Raw genomic sequence first — 22,177 nt, forward strand, 5'->3', positions numbered from 1 at the left:
ATCATGAAAAAACAGCTTTTCTTTTTATTAGCTTTTGCTTTGGCTAGTACTACTTTCTTTTCTCAAGAAAAGAAAATTTCTGATTATGAATTTATTATAGTTCCTCAAAAATTTGGGTTTCTTAAAAAGGTAGACCAGTATCAAACAAGTTCATTAACTAAATTTTTACTTAAAAAAAATGGATTTACAGTTATATTAGATTCTGAGCAATACCCAGAGGCACTAAAGAAAGACCGTTGTAAAGCACTGTTAGCTAGTGTTGTGGAGGAGTCTTCAATGTTTAAAACAAAAGTATCGATAACGTTTAAAGACTGTTTCAATAAAGTGGTTTATACCTCAAAAGTGGGTACAAGTAAGTTAAAAGATTTTAAAGGTTCTTACCAGGAAGCTATTAGAAATGCACATCAAAGCATGGAAGAGGTTGTATCTAACCCATTAAAAAATAGCAATACTATTGTCCAAGCACAAAAAACAAGTATTCCTAAAGAAAGTGTCTCGATACATCAAGTAAAAGAAAATGTATCTTTAAGTACAACCGATAAAAACATTTTATTATATGCGCAGCCTATAAAAAACGGCTATCAGTTAATCGATAAAAAACCTGCAGTGTTATTTATTGCACTTAAAACAAGTGTACCAAATTATTATATTTTAAAAGATAAAGCTGGAGTATTATTTAAAAAGGATGAGTTATGGTTTGTAGAATATTACAATAATGATACTTTAATATCTAAAGAATATCAAATTAAATTTTAATATTCGTACTTATTTTTCCACCAATTTTTTAAAGTTTCTCTAAACTGATTTTCTCGTTGGTTATTACCTGGTTCGTAAAGTTTTGTTCCTGAAATTTCTTTGGGTAAAAACTCTTGTTCTTTAAAATTATTACTATAATTATGTGAGTATTTATACTCTTTTCCGTAGTCTAAATCTTTCATTAATTTTGTTGGAGCATTTCTTAATGCCAAAGGAACAGACAAGTCTCCTGTTTCCTTAACAAGTTTCTGTGCAGCTCCAATTGCTACATAAGAAGCATTACTTTTAGGAGAATTCGCTAAATATATTGCACATTGACTCAGTATAATTCTAGATTCAGGATTGCCAATTACGGCAACAGATTGAAAAGTTGTATTCGCTAAAATTAAAGCTGTCGGGTTTGCATTACCTATATCTTCTGATGCTAAAATTAACATTCGTCTAGCAATAAATTTTACATCCTCGCCACCTTCTATCATTCTTGCCAACCAGTAAACTGCTGCATTTGGGTCGCTACCTCGTATCGATTTGATAAATGCAGAAACAATATCATAATGCTGTTCACCAGTTTTATCATAGTGAGAAGTATTTTTTTGTATTTTATTTAGTACTAAATCATTCGTAATTACAATATTATCTTCAGAAGAAACTAAAAGTTCAAATATATTTAACAATTTCCTTGCATCACCACCAGAAACTTGTAAAAGCGCAGCAGTTTCCTTAAGCTGTATTTTTTTTCTTGATAAGATTTCATCCTTTTCAATAGCTCTTTTTAATAAAGAAATTAAGTCCTCTTTATCAAAAGCATTTAAAATGTATACCTGACATCTCGAAAGCAAAGCAGGGATAACCTCAAAACTGGGGTTCTCTGTTGTGGCACCGATAAGAGTTATCCATCCTTTTTCTACCGCACCAAGAAGAGAGTCTTGTTGAGATTTACTAAACCTATGGATTTCATCTATAAATAAAATAGGATTTTTTGCAGTAAATAAACCGCCTCCTTTTTTAGCCTTTTCAATAATTTCTCTAACCTCTTTAACTCCAGAACTTATGGCGCTTAAAGTATAAAATGGCCTTTTACTTTCTGTTGCAATTATATTGGCTAGTGTTGTTTTTCCTATTCCTGGAGGTCCCCACAAAATTAATGAGGGTATAATACCTTTAGTTATAAGACTTGTAAGTACCCCATTTTTACCAACCAAATGTTGCTGACTAATATAATCTTCGAGTTTTTTAGGTCTTATTCTTTCTGCCAAAGGTTCATTCATATGGTAAAAATACTAAAGATTTATGACAGATTTTACACTTTTTATTTTTGGTTGTATTTTTGTTATCATAATTATTATGAACGAAGAACAGCAACTTAAATTACATAGTAAAGTTTTTATACTGCCTCTATTGGGTGTTTTTTTTATTTGGTTTATTTATTGGGTAGAAATACAATTTGATCTTAACTTTAATAAATATGGTATTTTTCCAAGGACAATTGTTGGGCTGAGAGGAGTATTATTTTCACATTTTATTCATAGCAACACTAGCCATCTCTTTAACAACTCTATTCCTCTTTTTGTTTTACTTTTATGTGTAAGGTTTTTTTATAAAGAAGTTTCTTATAAAGTTTTATTGTACGGCGGTTTTTTTACAGGTTTTTTCACTTGGCTTATTGCAAGAGAATCTTACCATATTGGTGCCAGTGGTATGGTATATTTGCTCTTTAGTTTTGTTTTTTTTAGTGGAATATTAAAAAGACATTACCGTTTAGTAGCCTTGTCTTTAATGATTATTTTCTTATATGGTAGCATGATATGGTATATTATGCCCGTAAAAGAGGGCATGTCTTGGGAAGGTCACTTATCGGGCTTTTTGGTAGGAATAATTTTCTCTTTTGTTTTTAAAAATACCGGTATTGTTAGAGAAAACTACGAATTTACACCTACAGATTTTGACTTATTATTTGATGAGAACGGTAATTTTTCTCCACCAGGTGATGAAGAAGTTAAAGAGTCAAATTCAGACTAACTTTACCTAATAATAATTTATAACTATTTAGTTTTAGTTCTTTGTCTTACAGTTTCGTATAAGAAGGCACCACATGCTACCGAAACATTTAAGGAAGCAATTTCTCCAAGTAATGGAAGTTTTGCTTTAGAATCTACCATTTTTAATATTGAAGGGTTTACACCTCTATGTTCAGATCCCATAATGATAGCTGTAGGTTGTTTAAAATTGATGTCAAATATAGAGTCTTCTGTTTTTTCTGTAGCTGCAACAGTTTTAATTTCTGATGCTTGTAGCATAAATACGGCGTCTTTTATATGATCTACTTTACAAATAGGAACTTTAAAAGCTGCACCAGCAGATGTTTTTATGGTTTCTGCATTTACAGGAGCACTTCCATTTTTTTGAATAATTATACCGTTTACACCAGTGCATTCGGCAGTTCTTATGATAGCTCCAAAATTACGAACATCAGAGATTTGATCTAGTAAAAGAAATAGGGGAGAATCACTTTTTTGTAAGGTGTTTTCTATTAATATTTCTAAGTCGACGAATTCAACGGGAGATATTTGAGCAACAGCACCTTGATGGTTACTGTTTTTAGATAATCTATTTAACTTTTCTACTGGAACCATACTAGTAGTTAGTTTTTTTTCTTTAATCAGCTTGTCTAATTTATAAAAAAGTTCTCCTCTTAGTCCTTTTTGTAAGTATATTTTATTGATAGTTGAGCCACTTTCTATAGCTTCTATAATCGCTCTAATACCGAAGATATTTGTCATGTCTGTATCCATGCTGCAAAGGTACTTTTTAATTTGTTATGAAAAATTATTTTTTTAAGGTTTCATATCATTATTAGTTTTATTTCAAAAAAAAAACTGCCTCAATATTGAGGCAGTTTTAAAAATTTTATAATACAAATATTATCTACTTATATTAATGTTATTTTGAATTTCAGACTGAGGAATTTCAAAAGTTAATTCATCAGCATTGTACATAAACGACTTTCCTGTTTCAAACAAGTGGTTAGCACCACGAGTAACAGTAGCTTTATTACGTTTCATTGCTAAATAACTTTTACCTTCACCCCATAATTCAATACGAGTCTGTAAGTATACTTCATCAATTAAAGCCTGACCAGATAAACCATCTATATATGCGTAATCAGCTGCAGAATCTAATCTTAAGCTTAAAAGGTCTTTCAACCTTTTTCTAGCATCAACTGGCATATTTTCTTTTGCAGACATTTCAGCAGACAGTAAATACATTTCATCAACTCTTAAGTATAAATAATCTTCGTTTGTGTATAAACCAGTACCTCTTAAAATTCTGTCTGGGTGATAGAATTTTTTAAATGGAGCTAAGTTCCAACCACTGTTAGGGTTGTTTAAAAACTGAGATTTTCTTACATCATTTGATGGTATCGCATCATATAAACCTTTGTCTATAGATTTAGTATCACCGAAGTAAGCATAACTATAAGAGTAAATATCCATTTGTCCCCACCAAGAGTGTAAGTGTTTTCCTGTGTTTGGATCTATATCTACACCCCAAATCCAACTTGGAGTAGTGTAGTCGTTAAATCCACCAACAGCTTGCTCTTTTGTAGTTAAAGGATAACCAGATGCAATTACTTGTTCTGCTAATCTTTTTGCTTTTATATTAGCATCACTAGTTCCCATAGATGCATAAACATAAGCTAATAATGCTTTTGCAACATCTTTGTTTACTTCGTACTTAACACCTCTGTTATAATCTTCTAATAAAGTTATAGCCTGAGTTAAATCACCAATCATTAAGTCATATACTTCTTTAGTAGTACTTTGAGCTTGATTTTCTGGATTTTCAGAATCTATATAAATTGGTAATATTTTAGAATCTTCAGTATACTCAGGTATGTATAATTGAGATAAATAGAAGTATGCATAAGCTCTTAATGCTTTTGCTTGTCCCATTGTATATTTATTATCTCCACTTACAGTTGCATCGTTACCACCAAGAGAAGAAATTACTAAGTTACAAGATCTAATTACTCTGTAGTAGTATCTCCAGTGCATGTAGTTTCCTGTTGTGTAAGTGTAATCTGTTGTTGGTATTAATTGTGCTATCAATCTAAATCTACTGTAGGTATTTTTAGATAAAGCCATGTCTGCAGATAATAAATCTGTATGAATATCGGTTGCTTTTTGTCCGAAATCATTGTGTCCACCAATTCCACCTGTTCCTGGGTCATACATCATTGTGTAAATACCAGTTAAGGTAGATTCTAGTATTGCTGGGTTAATTCCAGCTGTCTCTTTTAAGTCAGAGATAGAAATTTGGTTTGTAGGAGTTTTTTCTAAAAAATCATCACTACAACTACTAAACGATAATACTACTGTTAACAGCAATACTAATCTTACAATCATTTTTTTCATAATTAATAGATTTAGTTATTAAAATTTAACTCTTACACCGAGAGTAACGGTACTTAAAAGCGAATAGTTGTAAACGCTGTTTCCTCCTGTTTGAGAAAGTCTTGGGTCAAAACCTGTTCTTTTTGATAATAAGAATAAGTTATCTCCTGAAAGCCATAAGTTAAAACTTGACATTCCTGTATTTTCTAAAAATCTACGTGGTATTTGATATCCAACTCTAAAGTTATTTAACGCTAAGTGGTCAGATGATGTAATAAAACGAGATGATGCACTGTTTACTTGTGGGTTTAAACCATTTTGTAATTTTGGTACATTTGTGATGTCTCCTGGAGCTTTCCAGCTATTTCTTACATCTACGTGGTAGTTAGTATTACCAACTTGTGAGTTAGATAATAATCCTGCATATCTAGAATCATATGAATGACCACCTAAACTGTACACAAACTGAGTACTGATGTCAAAATTATGAATCTTTGCATTTAGTTTAAATGCACCTCTAATTGCAGGAATTGTAGATTTGTCAATATACTTTTCTGTTGCATCAGAATATACTTCTGTGGTAGTTTTGCTAATTGCATTGTCTGGATTTTCGTTTTGGTACTCAAATAAACTCTGAATTTCTTCTCCTGAGTCTAAACTTCCATTTCCATCTGCATCATGGTAGTAGATATTCCACTGACCATTACCATTAGCAGGATTTACACCAGCCCATTCTCTCATATAGAAATCGAATATACTGTATCCTTTAGCTCTACCAAAGTTACCACTTTGATCTAATATTTTAGGTAAACCTGTAGAAGGTTCAATTGGCATTGTAATTAACTCATTGTTTAACATTTCTCCGTTAATAGAAAAGTCTAACTTAAAGTTTTGCTTTTTAACTAAGTGAGAAGTTAATTCGAACTCTAAACCAGAGTTTCTTAATACACCATCATTAGTTCTAATTAAAGCGTCACCAATAGAAGGTCCTATTCTTCTGTCGAAAATTAAGTCTTCAGTATCTTTAATATAGTAATCAACAGAACCATCTAAGAATTTATTAAATAAAGTAAATTCTGTACCTACTTGGAATACTTTAGATGTTTCCCAAGTTAAGTTAGGATCTTGAATAGCGTTAACACCTAAAGAAATTTGACCTCCTAAGTTGTTTATAGAATATGTGTTTTGTCCTGAGAAGATAGAAACACCAGCTTGATCTCCAATTAAACCATAACTTGCTTTTAATTTCAAGAAGTTTACATTGTCGTTGTTATCTAAGAAATTTTCTTTTGTCAATACCCAAGATCCACCAATTGAACCAAATGTACCCCATTTGTTGTTAGCAAATCTAGATGAACCATCTCTTCTTATAGAAGCTGTGAAGAAATACTTGTTAGCATACCCATAGTTAAACTGACTGAAGTAACTTTCTAATGCAAATTCTTGTGTGTTACCAGATGGTGGGTTAGGACCAATAATGTAATTGTCTAAACTTGTTAAACCATTAGCTAAGTTTACAACTTTTTCTTTAGAAACAGAAGAAAACTCGTAAGCACTTTGATTAGTTTCTTGTGCTAAAAGTAAGTTTAAATTATGATCTCCAAAGTCTTTAGTATAGCTTAATAAATTTAATAAGTTTTGAGTAAGCCTTGTATCTTTAACTTGGTTTAATCTACCCTCACTAGTAGATAACGCTCCATAGAATGGGTTATTAACGCTATTATCTACTCTACTATAGTGCATTACACCATATTTCGTTTCAAATGTTAACCCTTCTGTTAAATTTAATTTTACAGAGAAGTTACCATTAAAGGTATGTCTAACGTTTTGATCTAAGTTATAAATTGCATCTGCAATTGCATTTGTTCCTAAACCAAATCCTCTACTGTAAGTATCACCGTAATCATATACATTCCCACCGTATCTTGTTTCTGGAATAAAGTCTCCATTCGCATCTCTTAAGAATAATGGATATATTGATGGAATACTGTTAACAAACCAGAATACGCTGTTAGAACTTTCTCCTTGACCATTTTGAGTTGTTTTACCGTAAGTGTAAGAAATGTTAGAATTAGCAGTTACCCAATCTACTGGTTTGTGTGTAACATTTAACCTGGTAGAAATACGCTTAAAGTCTGAGTTAGAAATATAACCTACATCATTTAAGTAACCAAATGAAGAGAAATATCTCGTCTTATCATTACCACCAGACATTTTTAAGTTTGCTTCTGTTCTAATTGATGATTGGAATGCAAAGTCTCTCCAATTTTCAGGAGTATATCTTCTTGCAATACCACTTCTAACTTTTCCTGTAGAAGGATCTATTATTTGAGAAACATCATTTGTTGCATAATAGTTGTAATTAGGGTCAATTGATGCAGCACCAAATAGGTTCGCATTTGCATAATCAGCATCGCTTAACGATGAAGAAGCTGGCTTTGAGTTCTTTAATGCTAACCAAGATAACTCTAAATACTCATCTGGATTTGTAATTACCTGATAATCATTAATACTCTGGAAGTTAACCCCCGTTTTAAAATCTACTTCAATGTTACTAACTCCAGTTTTACCAGATTTAGTAGTAATTAAAATTACACCATTTGCACCACGAGCACCATAAATAGCTGTTGCAGTTGCATCTTTTAATACTGTTGTAGACTCAACATCTGCAGGGTTAATTGCATTTATTGTACCAGATAAAGGTACACCATCAACTACATATAAAGGAGCTCTGTTTCCATTTACAGAACCAAATCCTCTAATACGAACGGTTGCTACAGTACCTGGTTGACCAGACGTATTGATAACATTAACACCCGCAATTTCACCAGTTAACGCTTGCGTTACGTTGGCAAAGTTTTTCTTTTCTAATTCTTCAGCTTTTACAACTTTTACAGTACCTGTAAAAGATTGTTTTGTTGAGTTGCTATATCCTGTAACAACAATCTCATCTAATACGTTGGCGTCTTCTTGTAGCTTTACATTTATGCTATTAGAAGCCCCAACTGTTCTTTCAACTACCTTGTAACCAAGATATCTAAAAACTAAAACATCTCCAGAATTAGCTTTGATAGTATATTTACCATCAAAATCAGTTTCTGTTCCTGTTGTAGTTCCTTTAATTAGAACACTAACTCCTGGTAAACTTCCTGATTCATCAGTAACTGTACCGGAAATAGTCTTCGACTGTGCAAATGTTATTTGCACAACAAACGCTAGTAAAAGCGTTAAAACACCATTAAACTTTGTCTTCATTGTATAATTATTTGAATTAATTAACCCCAAAAGTCTTAAATTAAACTTAATAAAACAATTTTTTAACATAAAATGTTTTAAAATATTTATAATTGTTTAGACAAAAAAAATCATCTAACCTTACAAAAGATTAGATGATTTTATAAAAATAATTTTAAAATCTTAGTATTTACTAAGGTTTTACTATTTGTAAGACTTTGTTTTAGCGTGTTCTAATTCAAAGTTTTACAGTTTTGTTTAGTTTACATCCCACCAAACTTTAGTTGTCATGTCTCCTGGATCAGTTGTCACTTTGTTTAACTCTGCAGAGTTAGTTTGTGTTTCTGTTAAAGGATATGGCATACGAACTGGTATTGTATTTATAGATGCATCTGCTGGAGCACTTAATTGTGGGTAGTCTAATCTTCTCCACTCGTTCCATGCCTGAAAACCATTCATGTAAAGTGCAATCCATTTTTGTACACCTACAGATTCTTTCCAGTTTGATGCATTGTAAGGATTTGCAGTAATATAATTAGAGATAGCTGTTGCGTCTGTGATACCCCAATAGTTCATCGAAGCAGTTATTGCATTTCCGTATGCATCACTCGCATTACCTGTTAATATATTTCTTTGGTATGCTTCTGCTAATAATAATTGAACCTCTGCATAAGACATAATTACATGTGGAGTTGTTGCTGCTCTTACATTGTCATTAGGTCTAGAAGTGCTAGGTTTCAAAGCTGTAGCAGCGTTATCTAACAAACCGTAAGGCATACCAACAATTGTACCTGTTGGTGTTTTCTTTGCAAACTTTTCTAACCTTGGGTCACCTAGGTTGTTTAAAGTGGTTACTAAGTATTCAGATACTGCAAAATCATCTCTATTTCCCAAAAGAGGACTATTGTTTATGAATAATGGATTTGCTCTTGCTGGGTTAGAATCGAATACAAACAATGCGCTTTCTGCATTACTTGAAATTAAATTTGTACCAGCCATTTTTACATACTTATCTGCAGTTACAGGATCTTTGTCAACAATTCTCATTGCATATCTTAACATAAGAGAGTTTGTTAATTTAATCCAACTTGAAATATCACCGTTGTAAATAATTTCTCCGCTCGAAAATGACGAAGAGGATGCATTAAAAGAATTCTTTGCGTCTTCTAATGTTTTTAGTATTCCTTTATATATTACTTCTTGTGAATCATAAACAGGATTACTAACATCTGTAAGTGCTTCTGTGTAAGGTACACTTCCAAAACCATCCGTTAAAAAGGCATAAACTTGAGTAGACATTACATCTAATATGGCTTTTTTATTATTTTTAATAGCGGCTGTTATATCTTCACCCTCTACTAATTCTTTAGCTGCGTCAAGTTCTTTTAAAACACTAGCATACATGCCATTCCATGTACCACTGAAAAAAGTAATATCTTGATTGTATCTACTATCTTCTGTGTACTCGTTCTCTGCCCATTGTTGGGTCATTAATAATCCCCATCCTGCATTAATTCCTACACCTGCAACTGTGTTGTAGTAGGTGTATTGTGCGGTGGTTAATAGTGTAGAAGGTGATACCTTTACAGCACTGTTAGGATCTATGTTTAACTCTGTTAATCCATCATCACATTTTGAAAATAATGCGATTGTTAACATCAATAGAGTGTATGTTTTTATTTTTTTCATTTCTTGTTATTTTTAAAATTTAGCGGATATGTTAAAACCAAATGTACTTGTTGGTGGTACTTGAGCATTTTCAAGTCCTTGTGCATTACCAGATCCAGTAATAACTTGAGGATCTATGTATGGTACTTCTGAATATAAAATACCTAAATTTCTACCAAATGCGCTTAAAGTTAAACTTGTAAATGGAGATTTATCTATAATGTTTTTTGGAACATTGTAGCTTAATCTTACATCTCTAAACTTTATAAAACTTGCGTCATATACGTTAGGTGCTGCAACTCTCCATGTATTACCGTAGTAAGTTTGTGGATCTACTCTAACATCGTTTGGAGAACCATCAGCCTTTACACCTGGTAGCAATAATCCGTTTGCTCTAACATCGCTTTCTCCGTTAAAAGATACTGTTTCTGGGTGCATACCTGAATATTTAGACCACTGTAATGAAGTTGAGTGAATAATTCCTCCAACTTGAAAATCAAACAACGCAGATAAAGTAAAGTTTTTATAGTTAAAAGCAGTACTAAAACCACCTGTCCAATCTGCAATAGCAGAACCTAAAAATACTCTTTCGTCTGTAAATTCATAATAACCGTTTGCATCCACTAGTTTATTACCGTTAGAATCATATTTAAAGTCCTGACCAAATAAAGCCATATATGGTAAACCTTCCTGTATTCTTAGGTCGGCAGCCCATGTACTTCCTTGTGCAATACTTTCTACTAAAGTTTCGCCATTTTCATCTTTAAGTAATTCTACAACTTCGTTGTTTTGGCTTGTAAGGTTAAGTGCTAAATCCCAAGAAAAATCAGCAGTTTTAATAGGTGTACCACTTATTTGTAATTCAAGCCCCGAGTTCTTCATAATACCAGCATTTAGTAATCTAGAAGTATAACCTGTAGCAGCAGATACTGGTACATTAAAAATTTGGTCTTCTGTAGTTCTAGAGTAATATGCAGCATCTATGTTTAATCTGTTTTGCAAAAGTTTCACCATAAAACCAAATTCCATTTCTGTTGTTAACTCATTTACCAAGTTTGGATTTTGTTGAGAGTTAGGAACATTGTAAAGCGTGTTTCCACCAAAATTAGGATTTATTGGATTGTATACATCTGCAATACGGTATGGATCAGAGTCATTACCAGCTTGTGCTATACTAGCTCTTACTTTAGCAAAGTTTATAAAGTCGCTTTCCTTTACTGCATCAAGTTCAGAAATTGCGAAACTTAATGAAGCAGATGGATAAAAGTAACTATTGTTTTCTTCTGGTAAAGTTGATGACCAGTCGTTTCTTGCAGATAAGTCTAAGAATAACATGTCCTTCCATCCAAAAGAAGCACTAGCAAAAATACTGTTAATTCCTCTTTGGCTCTCGAAAGTGTTAGCTGTTGGGTCTACGGCAGAGTTTCCGATGTTAAAGAATTTATCTACTACAATACCACCCGAAGTAGCAATTGTAGTTCTCTTAGCAAAATTTCTCATTCTGTTAGCTCCAATAAAACCATTAAAAGTTAAATTTTCACCAAAGTCAGACGAATAGTTTAACCTAGCCTCTATATTAGTTTCTTGAAATCTTCTTTCCGTTTCAGAATAAGTAGAACCGTTTACAGATCTTAAAGGAATTCCTTCTCTGATACTAAATTGGAATAAGTCTGTACCAAACTGAGTTGTAAAAGACAACTTATCATTAATTTGGTATGTTATGTTTGCGTTACCAAATACTCTGTTTCTTACATCTTCTTGTAAATAGTTTTCTCTAACCCAAGATGGATTATCGAAAAAGTTTGGATTGCTGTTAAATGATAATAAATTTCCGTTAGCATCCTCTGAAATTCCTTTAGGGTTCCAAGTTGCCTGACCTCCTAAAGAATTGTTTTGATTATTTTTAAGTCTTTTTACATCTAATTGAGATTGCCACCATTGTGTAAAACCTTGTAATGGGTTAGCATTGTCATACCCTGTAGCATTTCTGTTTTCAGCCTCTGTCTTTACATAAGTAAATGCAACGCTAGACTTTAATTTGTCTGTTAGGTTGTATTCAGAATTTAATGTTACAGTATTTCTTTGAAGTTTACCTTCTGGCATAACTCCTGTTTGATCTAAATTAGTATAACCAGCTCTAAAACTTCCTTTTTCATTACCACCAGATAATGCAAGTGTGTTAATAAGAGTTACCCCAGTATTAAAGAATGTTTCGTAAGAATTCTTAGGTGCAACCCAAGGTCTTGTTTCTTTGTAGTTTGGTGATCCTGGATCCCAAGAGTCCCAATGTCTTACTAGAACATTTGGGTCAAATTTTGGACCCCAAGAACCATCTTTACCATAGTTAGGAGCTAAATAAGCAACACCATCTTGAGTAAATTCATTAAAACCACTTGGTGTGTTGTAAGTAGAACCACCACCATAAGTTGTTTGAATTGGAATTAAATTTCTAACTTGGTCAAATGCAACACTAGAATCAAAAGAAACTCCTAATCCTTTTTGACTTTTACCAGATTTAGTGGTAATCAAAATAACACCATTTGCACCTCTAGAACCGTAAATAGCAGTTGCAGCTGCACCTTTTAATACAGACATACTTTCAACATTTGAAGGATCTATATCCGAGGCAGCATTACCATAGTCGTAGCTACCACCACCAAAACCATTTTGTTGACTTTGGCTAGAGTAACTAGCATTGCTAATTGGCACACCATCGATAATAAATAATGGCTGGTTGTTTCCTAAGAAAGAGTTAGAACCACGAATAGTAATTCTAGTTGAACCCCCTAAAGAAGATGGACTACCTTGTATTTGAACCCCTGCAATTCTACCCTGTAAAGAGTTTACAATGTTTGGTTCCTTTGCTTTGTCTACATTTTCTCCAGAAACTTTTTGCACCGCATAACCAATTGCTTTTTCTTGTTTAGAAATACCTAGTCCAGTAACAATAATTTCATCTAAAACATTTGCGCCTTCTTGAAGGGTAATGTTTATAATAGTTTGATTTCCTACTGTTTTTTCTACTGTTTCATACCCTAAGTACCTGTAAACAAGTATGTCGCCAGCTGAGGCTTTAATGGAGTACTTTCCATCAAAATCGGTATCTGTTCCTTTTGTCGTTCCTTTAATCAAGATACTTACGCCTGGTAATGGACCCGATGCATCGGATACAGTTCCGGAGACTGTTTTTTCTTGTGCAAAACTAATTTGCACAACAAACGCTAGTAGTAGCGTTAAAATTCCTTTAAACTTTGTTTTCATTTTTTAGTAAATTTGAATTAATTAGTTCAAATATGCGTATTTTGAACATACCTACCAAAAAAATCTGTTAATTTTTGTTAAAATAATTTTTACAATTTACTTTACAGGTTAATTACTTGAATTTTTATTTATAATTTAACTTAAAAAATGTTAATCCATCGAATGATTAATTGCGGTGGATTGAGTTGAAAAGATTCATTTAAATTGTTTCCTAATACTGTAGAAAGGTTAATTATTGAGTTTTTTGTGTTAAATAAATAACCAATACCAAGACCTAATAAAGTTTCTTTTTTTTGTAATGTAGAAATTAAGCCTAAATCAGTTACGCTGTAAAAGTAAGATTTGTTTGAAGTAGCGAATCGATACTCAATATTCTGAATAACATAGCTTTTTGCGAATATGCTTTGTTCGTTAAAACCTCTTAAGCTATTTGCGCCGCCAATCCTAAAAATTTCGTTAGCTAAATATTCTTCAGAATTAAGATAGCCAATAGTGTTTTTTAAAAAGATGCTGTTTTTTTTGTTGATATCTATAATATAGGATGCTTCTGTATTAATTTGAATTTGTTGAATTGTTTTATCACTTGTAAAACGTTTTCCCAATTTAGGCGATATATTTAAGTAAAACCTGTCAGCATTAAAATAGCCATTCTTCTTTATGCGAATTTCATAACCAATACCAAATTGCTGATTTCTGTATGTTACTATATTGTTGATATTACTATTTATGCTGTTAGAGTTTTCTGAGCTAAAACTAACGTATAAATTACTATTTGGTTTTAGTTGATGATGTAGCGATGTGGTAAATTGGTTATTTACAAATGTAGAGTCTTGTTTGTAGATGGAAAACGAGACTTTCGAAGATATTTTTGTGTTAAAAATATAAGGAAAATAACTCTTTACTGTAAACTCTTGCTGTTCTTTACCAATGCTATTCCAAAATAAACTTACCTCTTCGCCAGTGTTAAAGGTGTTTTTTAAAGTAAGGTCTATAGTACCGTTAAATAATACTTTACCATCATCTTCAGATGCAAAATTAACGATACCATCAAAACTATTGTTTTTCATTTTTTCAACATATATATATAGGTAGGTACTATCTTTTGTAAAAAGGCTTTCAGGAGGTTTAACTTCGGTAACAAAATCTAATTGTTTCGTGAGTTTTGAAATTTCTGTAAGGTTATTTTCTGAAAATATTTTCTTATCACCAAACCTAAAATAATATCTCTTAAAGTTTTTAGGGAAATTTTTGTATCCTTTAAACACAACTTTATTGATGTTTCTTTGTGTGTATGAATTAATTTTCAAGTTTGCAAAAAGTGTTTTCTTAAAAAAATTAAAATTTGTTAGTTTACTTTCTGAAAAAACGAACCCTTTATCATTTTTTAATTTATTAAGTTGTTTTAAAAAATCATTAAGCTCATTAATAGGTAAAAAAATACTGTCTTTCTTTATTGATAGTTTTTCTTTTAAAGTTTTATCAATGTGAGTAGTTATTATTGATATAGAGTCAGTTTTTTCGTTTAGTGTAAAATACACTATATACGAGTTATTATTTTTACTAATTTTAGATACTGAATTTAAAAAGTAGCCCTCATTAGAGAGTTGAGTTGATATTTTATTTATTTCCTTAAATAAGGTTATAGTATCTTGATGTGTTTTCTTATAATTTATTTTACGCAGTAACTCTTCTTCCTTTTTTTCTGTTGATGTTGCTTTCAGTGATAGTTTTTGGGAAAAGGTTCTAAAACTATAAAAGCACAGAAAGATTACTACAATAAGAAATTTGATTTGTGAGTTCAATTAGTTTTAATTTGATAGTCAAAAGTATAAGAAATCTTCTTTATTTAAACTTTAGAAGTTCTTTTTTTAAAAAATAACTTACTGATATTTGATTAATTAGAATTTAATTGTACATTTGCGCACTCTTAAAAAAGAGGGAAAGTTTAATTATAAACGAAAAACAGTAATAATTTAGTATGCCAACTATTCAACAATTAGTTCGTAAAGGAAGAACCAAAATAACTAAGAAGAGTAAATCGGCTGCTTTGTCGTCTTGTCCTCAAAGACGTGGAGTATGTACACGTGTTTATACTACAACACCAAAAAAACCAAACTCAGCTATGCGTAAAGTAGCCAGAGTTAGGTTAACAAATGGTAACGAGATAAACGCATACATACCAGGTGAAGGACATAACTTACAAGAGCACTCGATAGTATTAGTTAGAGGTGGAAGGGTAAAAGATTTGCCAGGAGTTAAGTATCACGTAGTACGTGGTGCATTAGATACAGCGGGAGTTGAGGGAAGAACTCAACGAAGATCAAAGTATGGAGCAAAACGCCCAAAGAAGTAAGCGGTTATTAGTTTAATTAGTTGAATTTTGTGTAAATTAAAAAGATTTTTCTTTTCATTTTGTACAATTTTAGCTCTTAGATGAATACCTAAATCAATTAACTTTTTTAATGTAAAGACATGAGAAAAAGAGCAGCGAAAAAAAGAGTCTTATTACCAGATCCAAAATTTAACGATCAGTTAGTAACACGTTTTGTAAACAACTTAATGTGGAGTGGTAAGAAGTCGGTAGCGTTCAAAGTATTTTACGATGCAATAGACATTGTAGAACAGAAAAAAGGAGAAGGCGAAGAAAAATCAGCCTTAGAAATTTGGAAAGAAGGTTTGTCAAACGTAATGCCTCACGTAGAAGTAAGATCTCGTCGTGTTGGTGGTGCAACTTTTCAAATACCAATGCAAATTAGACCAGACCGTAAAGTGTCTATGGCTATTAAATGGATGATTTTGTATACTCGTAAGAGAAACGAAAAAACAATGGCACAGCGTTTAGCGGCTGAAATTTTAGCAGCTGCAAAAGAAGAAGGTGCTGCAGTTAAAAAACGTACAGATACTCACAAAATGGCAGAAGCAAACAAAGCATTCTCTCACTTTAGATTTTAATAGAAATGGCTAGAGATTTAACATTAACAAGAAATATAGGTATTGCAGCACATATTGATGCTGGAAAAACTACAACAACAGAGCGTATTCTATTTTATACGGGAGTTTCACACAAAATTGGAGAAGTGCACGATGGTGCCTCTACAATGGATTGGATGGAGCAAGAAGCAGAAAGAGGTATTACAATTACTTCTGCTGCAACTACTTGTGACTGGAAGTTTCCTATGGAAAATGGAGAGCCTACAGCAGATGCTCAGGATTATCACTTTAACATTATTGATACTCCGGGTCACGTAGATTTTACCGTAGAGGTAAACAGATCTTTACGTGTATTAGATGGTTTAGTTTTCTTATTTAGTGCAGTAGATGGTGTAGAGCCACAATCTGAAACTAACTGGAGACTTGCAGACAACTATAAAGTTCCAAGAATTGGATTTGTCAACAAAATGGACCGTCAGGGTTCTGACTTTTTAGGTGTTTGTCAGCAAGTTAAAGACATGCTAAAATCGAACGCAGTTCCAATCGTTTTAAATATCGGAGATGAAGACGAGTTTAAAGGTATTGTCGATTTAGTAAAGAACAGAGCTATTGTATGGCATGACGATAATTTCGGATCTACTTTCGATGTTGTTGATATACCAGAAGATATGAAAGATGAAGTACGCAAATATCGTGCTTTATTAATCGAAGAAGTAGCAAGTTACGATGAAAACTTGTTAGAGAAATTCATGGAAGATGAAAACTCTATTACAGAAGAAGAAGTGCACGCTGCATTAAGAGCTGCTGTAATGGATATGGCTATCATACCAATGGTATGTGGTTCATCATTTAAAAATAAAGGTGTTCAGTTTTTATTAGATGCTGTTTGTCGTTATTTACCATCTCCAATGGATAGAGAGAGTGTAATAGGAGTAGATCCTAACACTAATGAGGAAGTAAGACGTACACCAAGTGTAAAAGAACCTTTTGCAGCTTTAGCATTTAAAATTGCAACAGATCCTTTTGTTGGTCGTTTAGCTTTCTTTAGAGCATATTCTGGTCGTTTAGACGCCGGTTCTTATGTTTTAAATAATACTTCTGGTAAAAAAGAACGTATTTCTCGAATCTACCAAATGCACGCTAACAAGCAAAATGCTATCGATTTTATTGAAGCAGGAGACATTGGTGCAGCAGTAGGTTTTAAATCTATAAAAACAGGAGACACTTTATCAGATGAAAAGCACCCTATCGTTTTAGAATCTATGGACTTTCCAGATCCAGTAATTGGTATCGCAGTAGAGCCGAAGACTAAAGCAGATGTTGATAAGTTAGGGATGTCATTAGGTAAATTGGCGGAAGAAGATCCTACTTTTACAGTAAGAACAGATGAAGCTTCTGGTCAAACAATTATATCAGGTATGGGTGAGTTACACCTAGATATTATTGTAGATAGATTAAAACGTGAGTTTAAAGTAGAAGTAAACGTAGGTCAGCCTCAAGTAGAGTACAAAGAAGCAATTACTGCCTCTGCAGATCATAGAGAAGTTTATAAGAAACAATCTGGGGGTCGTGGTAAATTTGCAGATATTGTATTTACTATGGAACCTGCAGATGAAGGTGTTCAAGGTTTAGTATTTGAATCTGTAATTAAAGGTGGTAACGTTCCTAAAGAATTTATCCCATCAATTGAAAAAGGATTTAAAGAAGCCATGAAAAACGGACCTTTAGCTGGTTACGAGATGGATTCAATGAAAATTACACTAAAAGATGGTTCTTTCCACCCAGTGGATTCAGATCAGCTATCTTTCGAATTGGCTGCAAAAATGGGTTATAAAGCTGCTGCAAAATCTGCACAAGCAAAAATTATGGAACCATTAATGAAAGTCGAAGTATTAACTCCTGAAGAAAACATGGGAGATATTGTAGGAGATTTAAACAGAAGAAGAGGCCAGGTATCTGACATGTCAGATAGAGCAGGTTCTAAAGTTGTAAAAGCTTTAGTGCCATTATCGGAAATGTTTGGATATGTTACTGCTTTAAGAACTATGTCTTCTGGTAGAGCTACTTCTACAATGGAATTTTCACATTACGCCGAAACTCCTTCAAATGTTTCTGAAGAAGTAATCGCAGCGTCTAAAGGTTAATCTACTAAATTAAAAAAGATGAGTCAAAAAATAAGAATAAAATTAAAATCTTACGATTACAACTTAGTAGATAAATCTGCTGAAAAAATCGTAAAGACGGTAAAAAGCACTGGTGCTGTTGTTAACGGACCAATTCCTTTACCTACACACAAAAAGATTTTTACTGTGTTGCGTTCGCCACACGTAAATAAGAAGTCTAGAGAACAGTTTCAATTAGCTGCATACAAAAGATTATTAGATATTTATAGTTCTTCTTCGAAAACTATTGATGCCTTAATGAAGCTTGAATTACCAAGTGGTGTAGAAGTTGAAATTAAAGTTTAATTCGCTTTTAAATTAATAATTATTAAACCAAACTTTCGATTTATATTTATAAGTCGAAAGTTTTTTTTATGATAAATTTCTTTATTTGGCTATGAAATAAAATTATTGCTTCATTTATTTGTAGAAACAAAAAAAAGAAATTACATTTGCAACCTCTTAGAAATAAGGCATGTTAATTAATTAACAGTTCTTTTTGCTAAGAATAACATGTCCGGAGCGTTTCGCGAAGGAAAAACGGTAAAAACAAATTCAGCGTTGAAAGTGTTTTTACGCTGTTTTTTTTTTAAGTAAATCACAAGGATATGTTTCGAAACTTTTGTTTCAAAAAAAATAATATTAATAGACGCGCTGGAAAATTAATTCTATCGTCTAAAATTTTAACTAAATGTCTGGGTTAATAGGAAGAAAAATTGGAATGACCAGCTTGTTTGACGAAAATGGGAAAAACATCCCATGTACCGTTATAGAGGCAGGTCCTTGCGTTGTTACCCAAGTCAGAACCGAAGAGGTTGACGGCTACAATGCGTTGCAACTTGGTTTCGATGACAAAAAGGCGAAGAGTTCTAACAAAGCGTTAGACGGTCACTTTAAAAAAGCTGGCACCACTGCTAAGAAAAAAGTCGTTGAATTTCAAGGGTTTGAAAAAGAGTATAAATTAGGAGATTCAATTACAGTAGATCATTTTACTGAAGGTGAATTTGTTGATGTTTCTGGAGTTTCTAAAGGTAAAGGTTTCCAAGGTGTTGTAAAACGTCATGGATTTGGTGGTGTAGGTCAAGCTACTCACGGACAACACAACCGATTAAGAGCGCCAGGTTCGATTGGAGCAGCATCATATCCTGCAAGAGTATTCAAAGGAATGCGTATGGCAGGTAGAATGGGTGGAGATAAAGTGAAAGTACAAAACTTAAGAGTATTAAAAGTAGTTGCTGAAAAGAACTTACTTGTTGTTAAAGGAGCTGTTCCTGGACACAAAAATGCTTTTGTAACTATTCAGAAATAATGAAAGTAGCAGTTTTAGATATTACAGGAAAAGATACAGGTAGAAAAGTTGAACTTTCTAAAGATGTATTTGGTATAGAGCCTAATAATCATGCTATTTATTTAGACGTTAAGCAGTACTTGGCAAATCAAAGACAAGGAACTCACAAGTCTAAAGAAAGAGCTGAAATATCGGGAAGTACTAGAAAGATAAAAAAACAAAAAGGAACAGGTACTGCTAGAGCAGGATCTATTAAGTCTGGTGTTTTTAGAGGTGGAGGTCGTATGTTCGGACCAAGACCTAGAAGTTATTCTTTCAAGTTGAATAAAAACTTAAAGAGGTTGGCTCGAAAGTCTGCTTTAAGTATTCAAGCAACAGATAAAAATTTAGTAGTTGTTGAAGATTTTAATTTTGAATCTCCAAAAACAAAAAACTTTACAAACGTATTAAAAGCGTTAGGTTTAGAAAGTAAAAAATCTTTATTTGTTTTAGGTGGAGAAAATGCAAATGTGTATTTATCCTCTAGAAATTTAAAAAACTCTAGAGTAATCAATGCTTCAGAAATTAATACTTATGGTGTTTTAAATGCTAATAAGGTAGTTTTAACAGAAGGTTCTTTAGAGGGAATTAATTCAAATTTAAGTAAATAGGAAATCGAAATGAGTATTTTAATAAAACCTATTATTACGGAAAAAGCAACTGCAGATAGCGAATTATTTAATCGTTATGCATTTGTTGTAGATAAGAATGCTAATAAATTAGAAATTAAAGGAGCTGTTGAATCAGCTTACGGAGTTTCTATATCTAGTGTAAAGACTTTAAACTATCCAATCAAAAGAAACACTAAGTTTACTAAAAAAGGTTTGGTAACTGGTGTTAAAAGTGGGTATAAGAAGGCTATTGTACAAGTAGCAGAAGGAGAAAGTATTGATTTTTATAACAATCTTTAAGAAAAGACAAAAATGTCAGTTAGAAAATTAAAACCAATAACACCAGGTCAGCGTTTTAGAGTTGTAAATGGGTTCGACACCATCACAACTGATAAGCCGGAGAAAAGTTTACTTACTTCGAAAAAACGATCTGGAGGTCGAAACAATCAGGGAAGAATGACTACTCGTAATATTGGAGGAGGTCATAAACAAAAATATCGTATTATCGATTTTAAGAAAGATAAGAAAGATATTCCTGCAACAGTTAAATCAATAGAGTACGATCCAAATCGTACTGCTTTTATTGCATTATTGAGTTATGCTGATGGAGAAAAGCGTTATGTAATTGCACAGAACGGTTTAAAAGTGGGTCAGGTAGTAATTTCAGGTTCGGGTATTGCACCAGAAATTGGAAATGCAATGACTTTAAGCGAAATTCCTTTAGGAACTACTATTTCATGTATAGAATTGCATCCTGGTCAAGGAGCTGTTATGGCTCGTTCTGCAGGTTCTTTTGCTCAGTTAATGGCAAGAGATGGTAAATATGCAACTGTTAAGTTACCTTCTGGAGAGACAAGGCTTATTTTGTTAACTTGTATGGCTACTATTGGAGTCGTATCTAACTCAGATCACCAATTACTTGTATCAGGTAAAGCTGGTAGATCTAGATGGTTAGGTAGAAGACCTAGAACAAATGCAGTAAGAATGAACCCTGTAGATCATCCAATGGGTGGTGGAGAAGGACGTGCTTCTGGAGGTCATCCAAGATCTAGAAATGGTATACCAGCTAAAGGTTATAAGACTAGATCTAAAACTAAGGCTAGTAATAAGTATATTATAGAACGTAGAAAGAAATAATAAGTTATGGCAAGATCATTAAAAAAAGGACCTTACGTTCACTATAAATTAGAGAAGAAAGTGTTGGCTAATGTAGAAGCTGGAAACAAGACTGTAATTAAAACTTGGTCTAGAGCAAGTATGATTACTCCAGATTTTGTAGGACAAACAATAGCGGTTCATAACGGCCGTCAGTTTGTACCAGTTTTTGTAACTGAAAACATGGTAGGGCATAAATTAGGCGAATTTTCACCAACTCGTTCTTTTAGAGGACATGCTGGTGCAAAAAATAAAGGTAAAAAATAGTAGGCAATGGGAGTTCGTAAAAAAAATATGGCAGATCAGTTAAAAGAAGCAAGAAAGCACCGTGCTTTTGCAAAGCTTACTAACTGTCCTACATCACCAAGAAAAATGCGTTTAGTAGCAGATCAAGTAAGAGGAGTAGAGGTAGAAAAAGCTTTACAAATCTTAAAATTCAGTCCAAAAGAAGCATCAATAAACTTAGAAAAATTGTTATTGTCTGCAATTGCAAACTGGCAAGCTAAGAACCAAGATGCAGCTATTGAAGATGCTGGATTATTTGTAAAAACTATATGTGTAGACAGCGCAGGTATGTTAAAAAGACTAAGACCAGCTCCACAAGGGCGTGCACACAGAATTCGTAAGCGTTCTAATCACGTTACTATAGAGTTAGGAAGTAAAAATTTAAGTAATTAA

The 22,177-nt window shown here is 32.7% G+C and carries 19 protein-coding genes; 12 read left to right on the top strand and 7 right to left on the bottom strand.

Annotation, left to right across the window (positions count from 1 at the left end; all coding sequences use genetic code 11):
* Positions 1–3: 3 nt before the first annotated feature.
* Entirely contained in the window at positions 4–756 is a 753-nt protein-coding gene (locus WHD54_RS10140) for a hypothetical protein (protein WP_088323533.1), read from the top strand.
* Here the strand turns inward: WHD54_RS10140 and WHD54_RS10145 are convergent.
* Entirely contained in the window at positions 753–2,024 is a 1,272-nt protein-coding gene (locus WHD54_RS10145) for a replication-associated recombination protein A (protein ID WP_088323532.1), read from the bottom strand. The two genes, WHD54_RS10140 and WHD54_RS10145, sit on opposite strands and share 4 nt — an antisense overlap.
* A gap of 22 nt (positions 2,025–2,046) precedes the next feature.
* Here WHD54_RS10145 and WHD54_RS10150 point away from each other — a divergent pair, with 22 nt between their 5' ends.
* Entirely contained in the window at positions 2,047–2,775 is a 729-nt protein-coding gene (locus tag WHD54_RS10150; protein WP_233130977.1) for a rhomboid family intramembrane serine protease, read from the top strand.
* Positions 2,776–2,798: 23 nt separating this feature from the next.
* Here WHD54_RS10150 and rlmB read toward each other — a convergent pair whose 3' ends face one another.
* The 6 genes from rlmB to WHD54_RS10180 all read right to left on the bottom strand — a co-directional run bounded on the left by rlmB (position 2,799) and on the right by WHD54_RS10180 (position 15,115).
* Positions 2,799–3,548, bottom strand: coding sequence for a 23S rRNA (guanosine(2251)-2'-O)-methyltransferase RlmB (gene rlmB, locus WHD54_RS10155; protein ID WP_088323530.1), 750 nt, complete (start codon positions 3,546–3,548; stop codon positions 2,799–2,801).
* Between the two features lie 129 nt (positions 3,549–3,677).
* Positions 3,678–5,171, bottom strand: a complete 1,494-nt coding sequence (locus WHD54_RS10160) for a RagB/SusD family nutrient uptake outer membrane protein (protein WP_088323529.1) — start codon at positions 5,169–5,171, stop codon at positions 3,678–3,680.
* Between the two features lie 18 nt (positions 5,172–5,189).
* On the bottom strand, positions 5,190–8,405 hold the full coding sequence (locus tag WHD54_RS10165; protein WP_088323897.1) for a SusC/RagA family TonB-linked outer membrane protein: 3,216 nt from the start codon (positions 8,403–8,405) through the stop codon (positions 5,190–5,192).
* A 237-nt stretch (positions 8,406–8,642) separates the two neighbouring features.
* Positions 8,643–10,073 carry a SusD/RagB family nutrient-binding outer membrane lipoprotein gene (locus tag WHD54_RS10170; RefSeq protein WP_088323528.1) on the bottom strand — a complete coding sequence of 477 codons (1,431 nt, stop codon included), beginning with the start codon at positions 10,071–10,073 and terminating at the stop codon, positions 8,643–8,645.
* 12 nt (positions 10,074–10,085) lie between these two features.
* The gene (locus WHD54_RS10175) at positions 10,086–13,313 is read right to left on the bottom strand and encodes a SusC/RagA family TonB-linked outer membrane protein (RefSeq protein ID WP_088323527.1); all 3,228 of its coding nucleotides are present in this window, start codon (positions 13,311–13,313) and stop codon (positions 10,086–10,088) included.
* Between the two features lie 140 nt (positions 13,314–13,453).
* Entirely contained in the window at positions 13,454–15,115 is a 1,662-nt protein-coding gene (locus WHD54_RS10180; RefSeq protein ID WP_088323526.1) for a ShlB/FhaC/HecB family hemolysin secretion/activation protein, read from the bottom strand.
* A gap of 176 nt (positions 15,116–15,291) precedes the next feature.
* Here WHD54_RS10180 and rpsL point away from each other — a divergent pair, with 176 nt between their 5' ends.
* From rpsL to rplV, 10 genes are all read left to right on the top strand, one after another.
* Entirely contained in the window at positions 15,292–15,666 is a 375-nt protein-coding gene (rpsL, locus tag WHD54_RS10185; protein ID WP_018943587.1) for a 30S ribosomal protein S12, read from the top strand.
* Positions 15,667–15,785: 119 nt separating this feature from the next.
* Positions 15,786–16,265, top strand: coding sequence for a 30S ribosomal protein S7 (rpsG, locus tag WHD54_RS10190; protein WP_088323525.1), 480 nt, complete (start codon positions 15,786–15,788; stop codon positions 16,263–16,265).
* Positions 16,266–16,270: 5 nt separating this feature from the next.
* Complete coding sequence (gene fusA / locus WHD54_RS10195; protein ID WP_088323524.1) at positions 16,271–18,388, top strand: elongation factor G; 2,118 nt, start codon at positions 16,271–16,273, stop codon at positions 18,386–18,388.
* Between the two features lie 18 nt (positions 18,389–18,406).
* Complete coding sequence (gene rpsJ / locus WHD54_RS10200) at positions 18,407–18,712, top strand: 30S ribosomal protein S10 (RefSeq protein ID WP_068363283.1); 306 nt, start codon at positions 18,407–18,409, stop codon at positions 18,710–18,712.
* Between the two features lie 385 nt (positions 18,713–19,097).
* Positions 19,098–19,715, top strand: coding sequence for a 50S ribosomal protein L3 (rplC, locus tag WHD54_RS10205; RefSeq protein ID WP_088323523.1), 618 nt, complete (start codon positions 19,098–19,100; stop codon positions 19,713–19,715).
* Positions 19,715–20,344: a 50S ribosomal protein L4 gene (gene rplD / locus WHD54_RS10210; protein ID WP_088323522.1), complete on the top strand. Its 630-nt coding sequence runs from the start codon at positions 19,715–19,717 to the stop codon at positions 20,342–20,344. The genes rplC and rplD overlap by 1 nt, the downstream gene beginning before the upstream one ends.
* Positions 20,345–20,353: 9 nt before the next feature.
* Complete coding sequence (gene rplW / locus WHD54_RS10215) at positions 20,354–20,644, top strand: 50S ribosomal protein L23 (protein WP_088323521.1); 291 nt, start codon at positions 20,354–20,356, stop codon at positions 20,642–20,644.
* A 12-nt stretch (positions 20,645–20,656) separates the two neighbouring features.
* The gene (gene rplB, locus WHD54_RS10220) at positions 20,657–21,481 is read left to right on the top strand and encodes a 50S ribosomal protein L2 (protein ID WP_088323520.1); all 825 of its coding nucleotides are present in this window, start codon (positions 20,657–20,659) and stop codon (positions 21,479–21,481) included.
* Between the two features lie 6 nt (positions 21,482–21,487).
* Positions 21,488–21,766, top strand: a complete 279-nt coding sequence (rpsS, locus tag WHD54_RS10225) for a 30S ribosomal protein S19 (RefSeq protein WP_088323519.1) — start codon at positions 21,488–21,490, stop codon at positions 21,764–21,766.
* Positions 21,767–21,772: 6 nt separating this feature from the next.
* Positions 21,773–22,177: a 50S ribosomal protein L22 gene (gene rplV / locus WHD54_RS10230; protein ID WP_088323518.1), complete on the top strand. Its 405-nt coding sequence runs from the start codon at positions 21,773–21,775 to the stop codon at positions 22,175–22,177.

The organism is Polaribacter tangerinus (assembly GCF_038024095.1).
Classification (GTDB): domain Bacteria; phylum Bacteroidota; class Bacteroidia; order Flavobacteriales; family Flavobacteriaceae; genus Polaribacter; species Polaribacter tangerinus.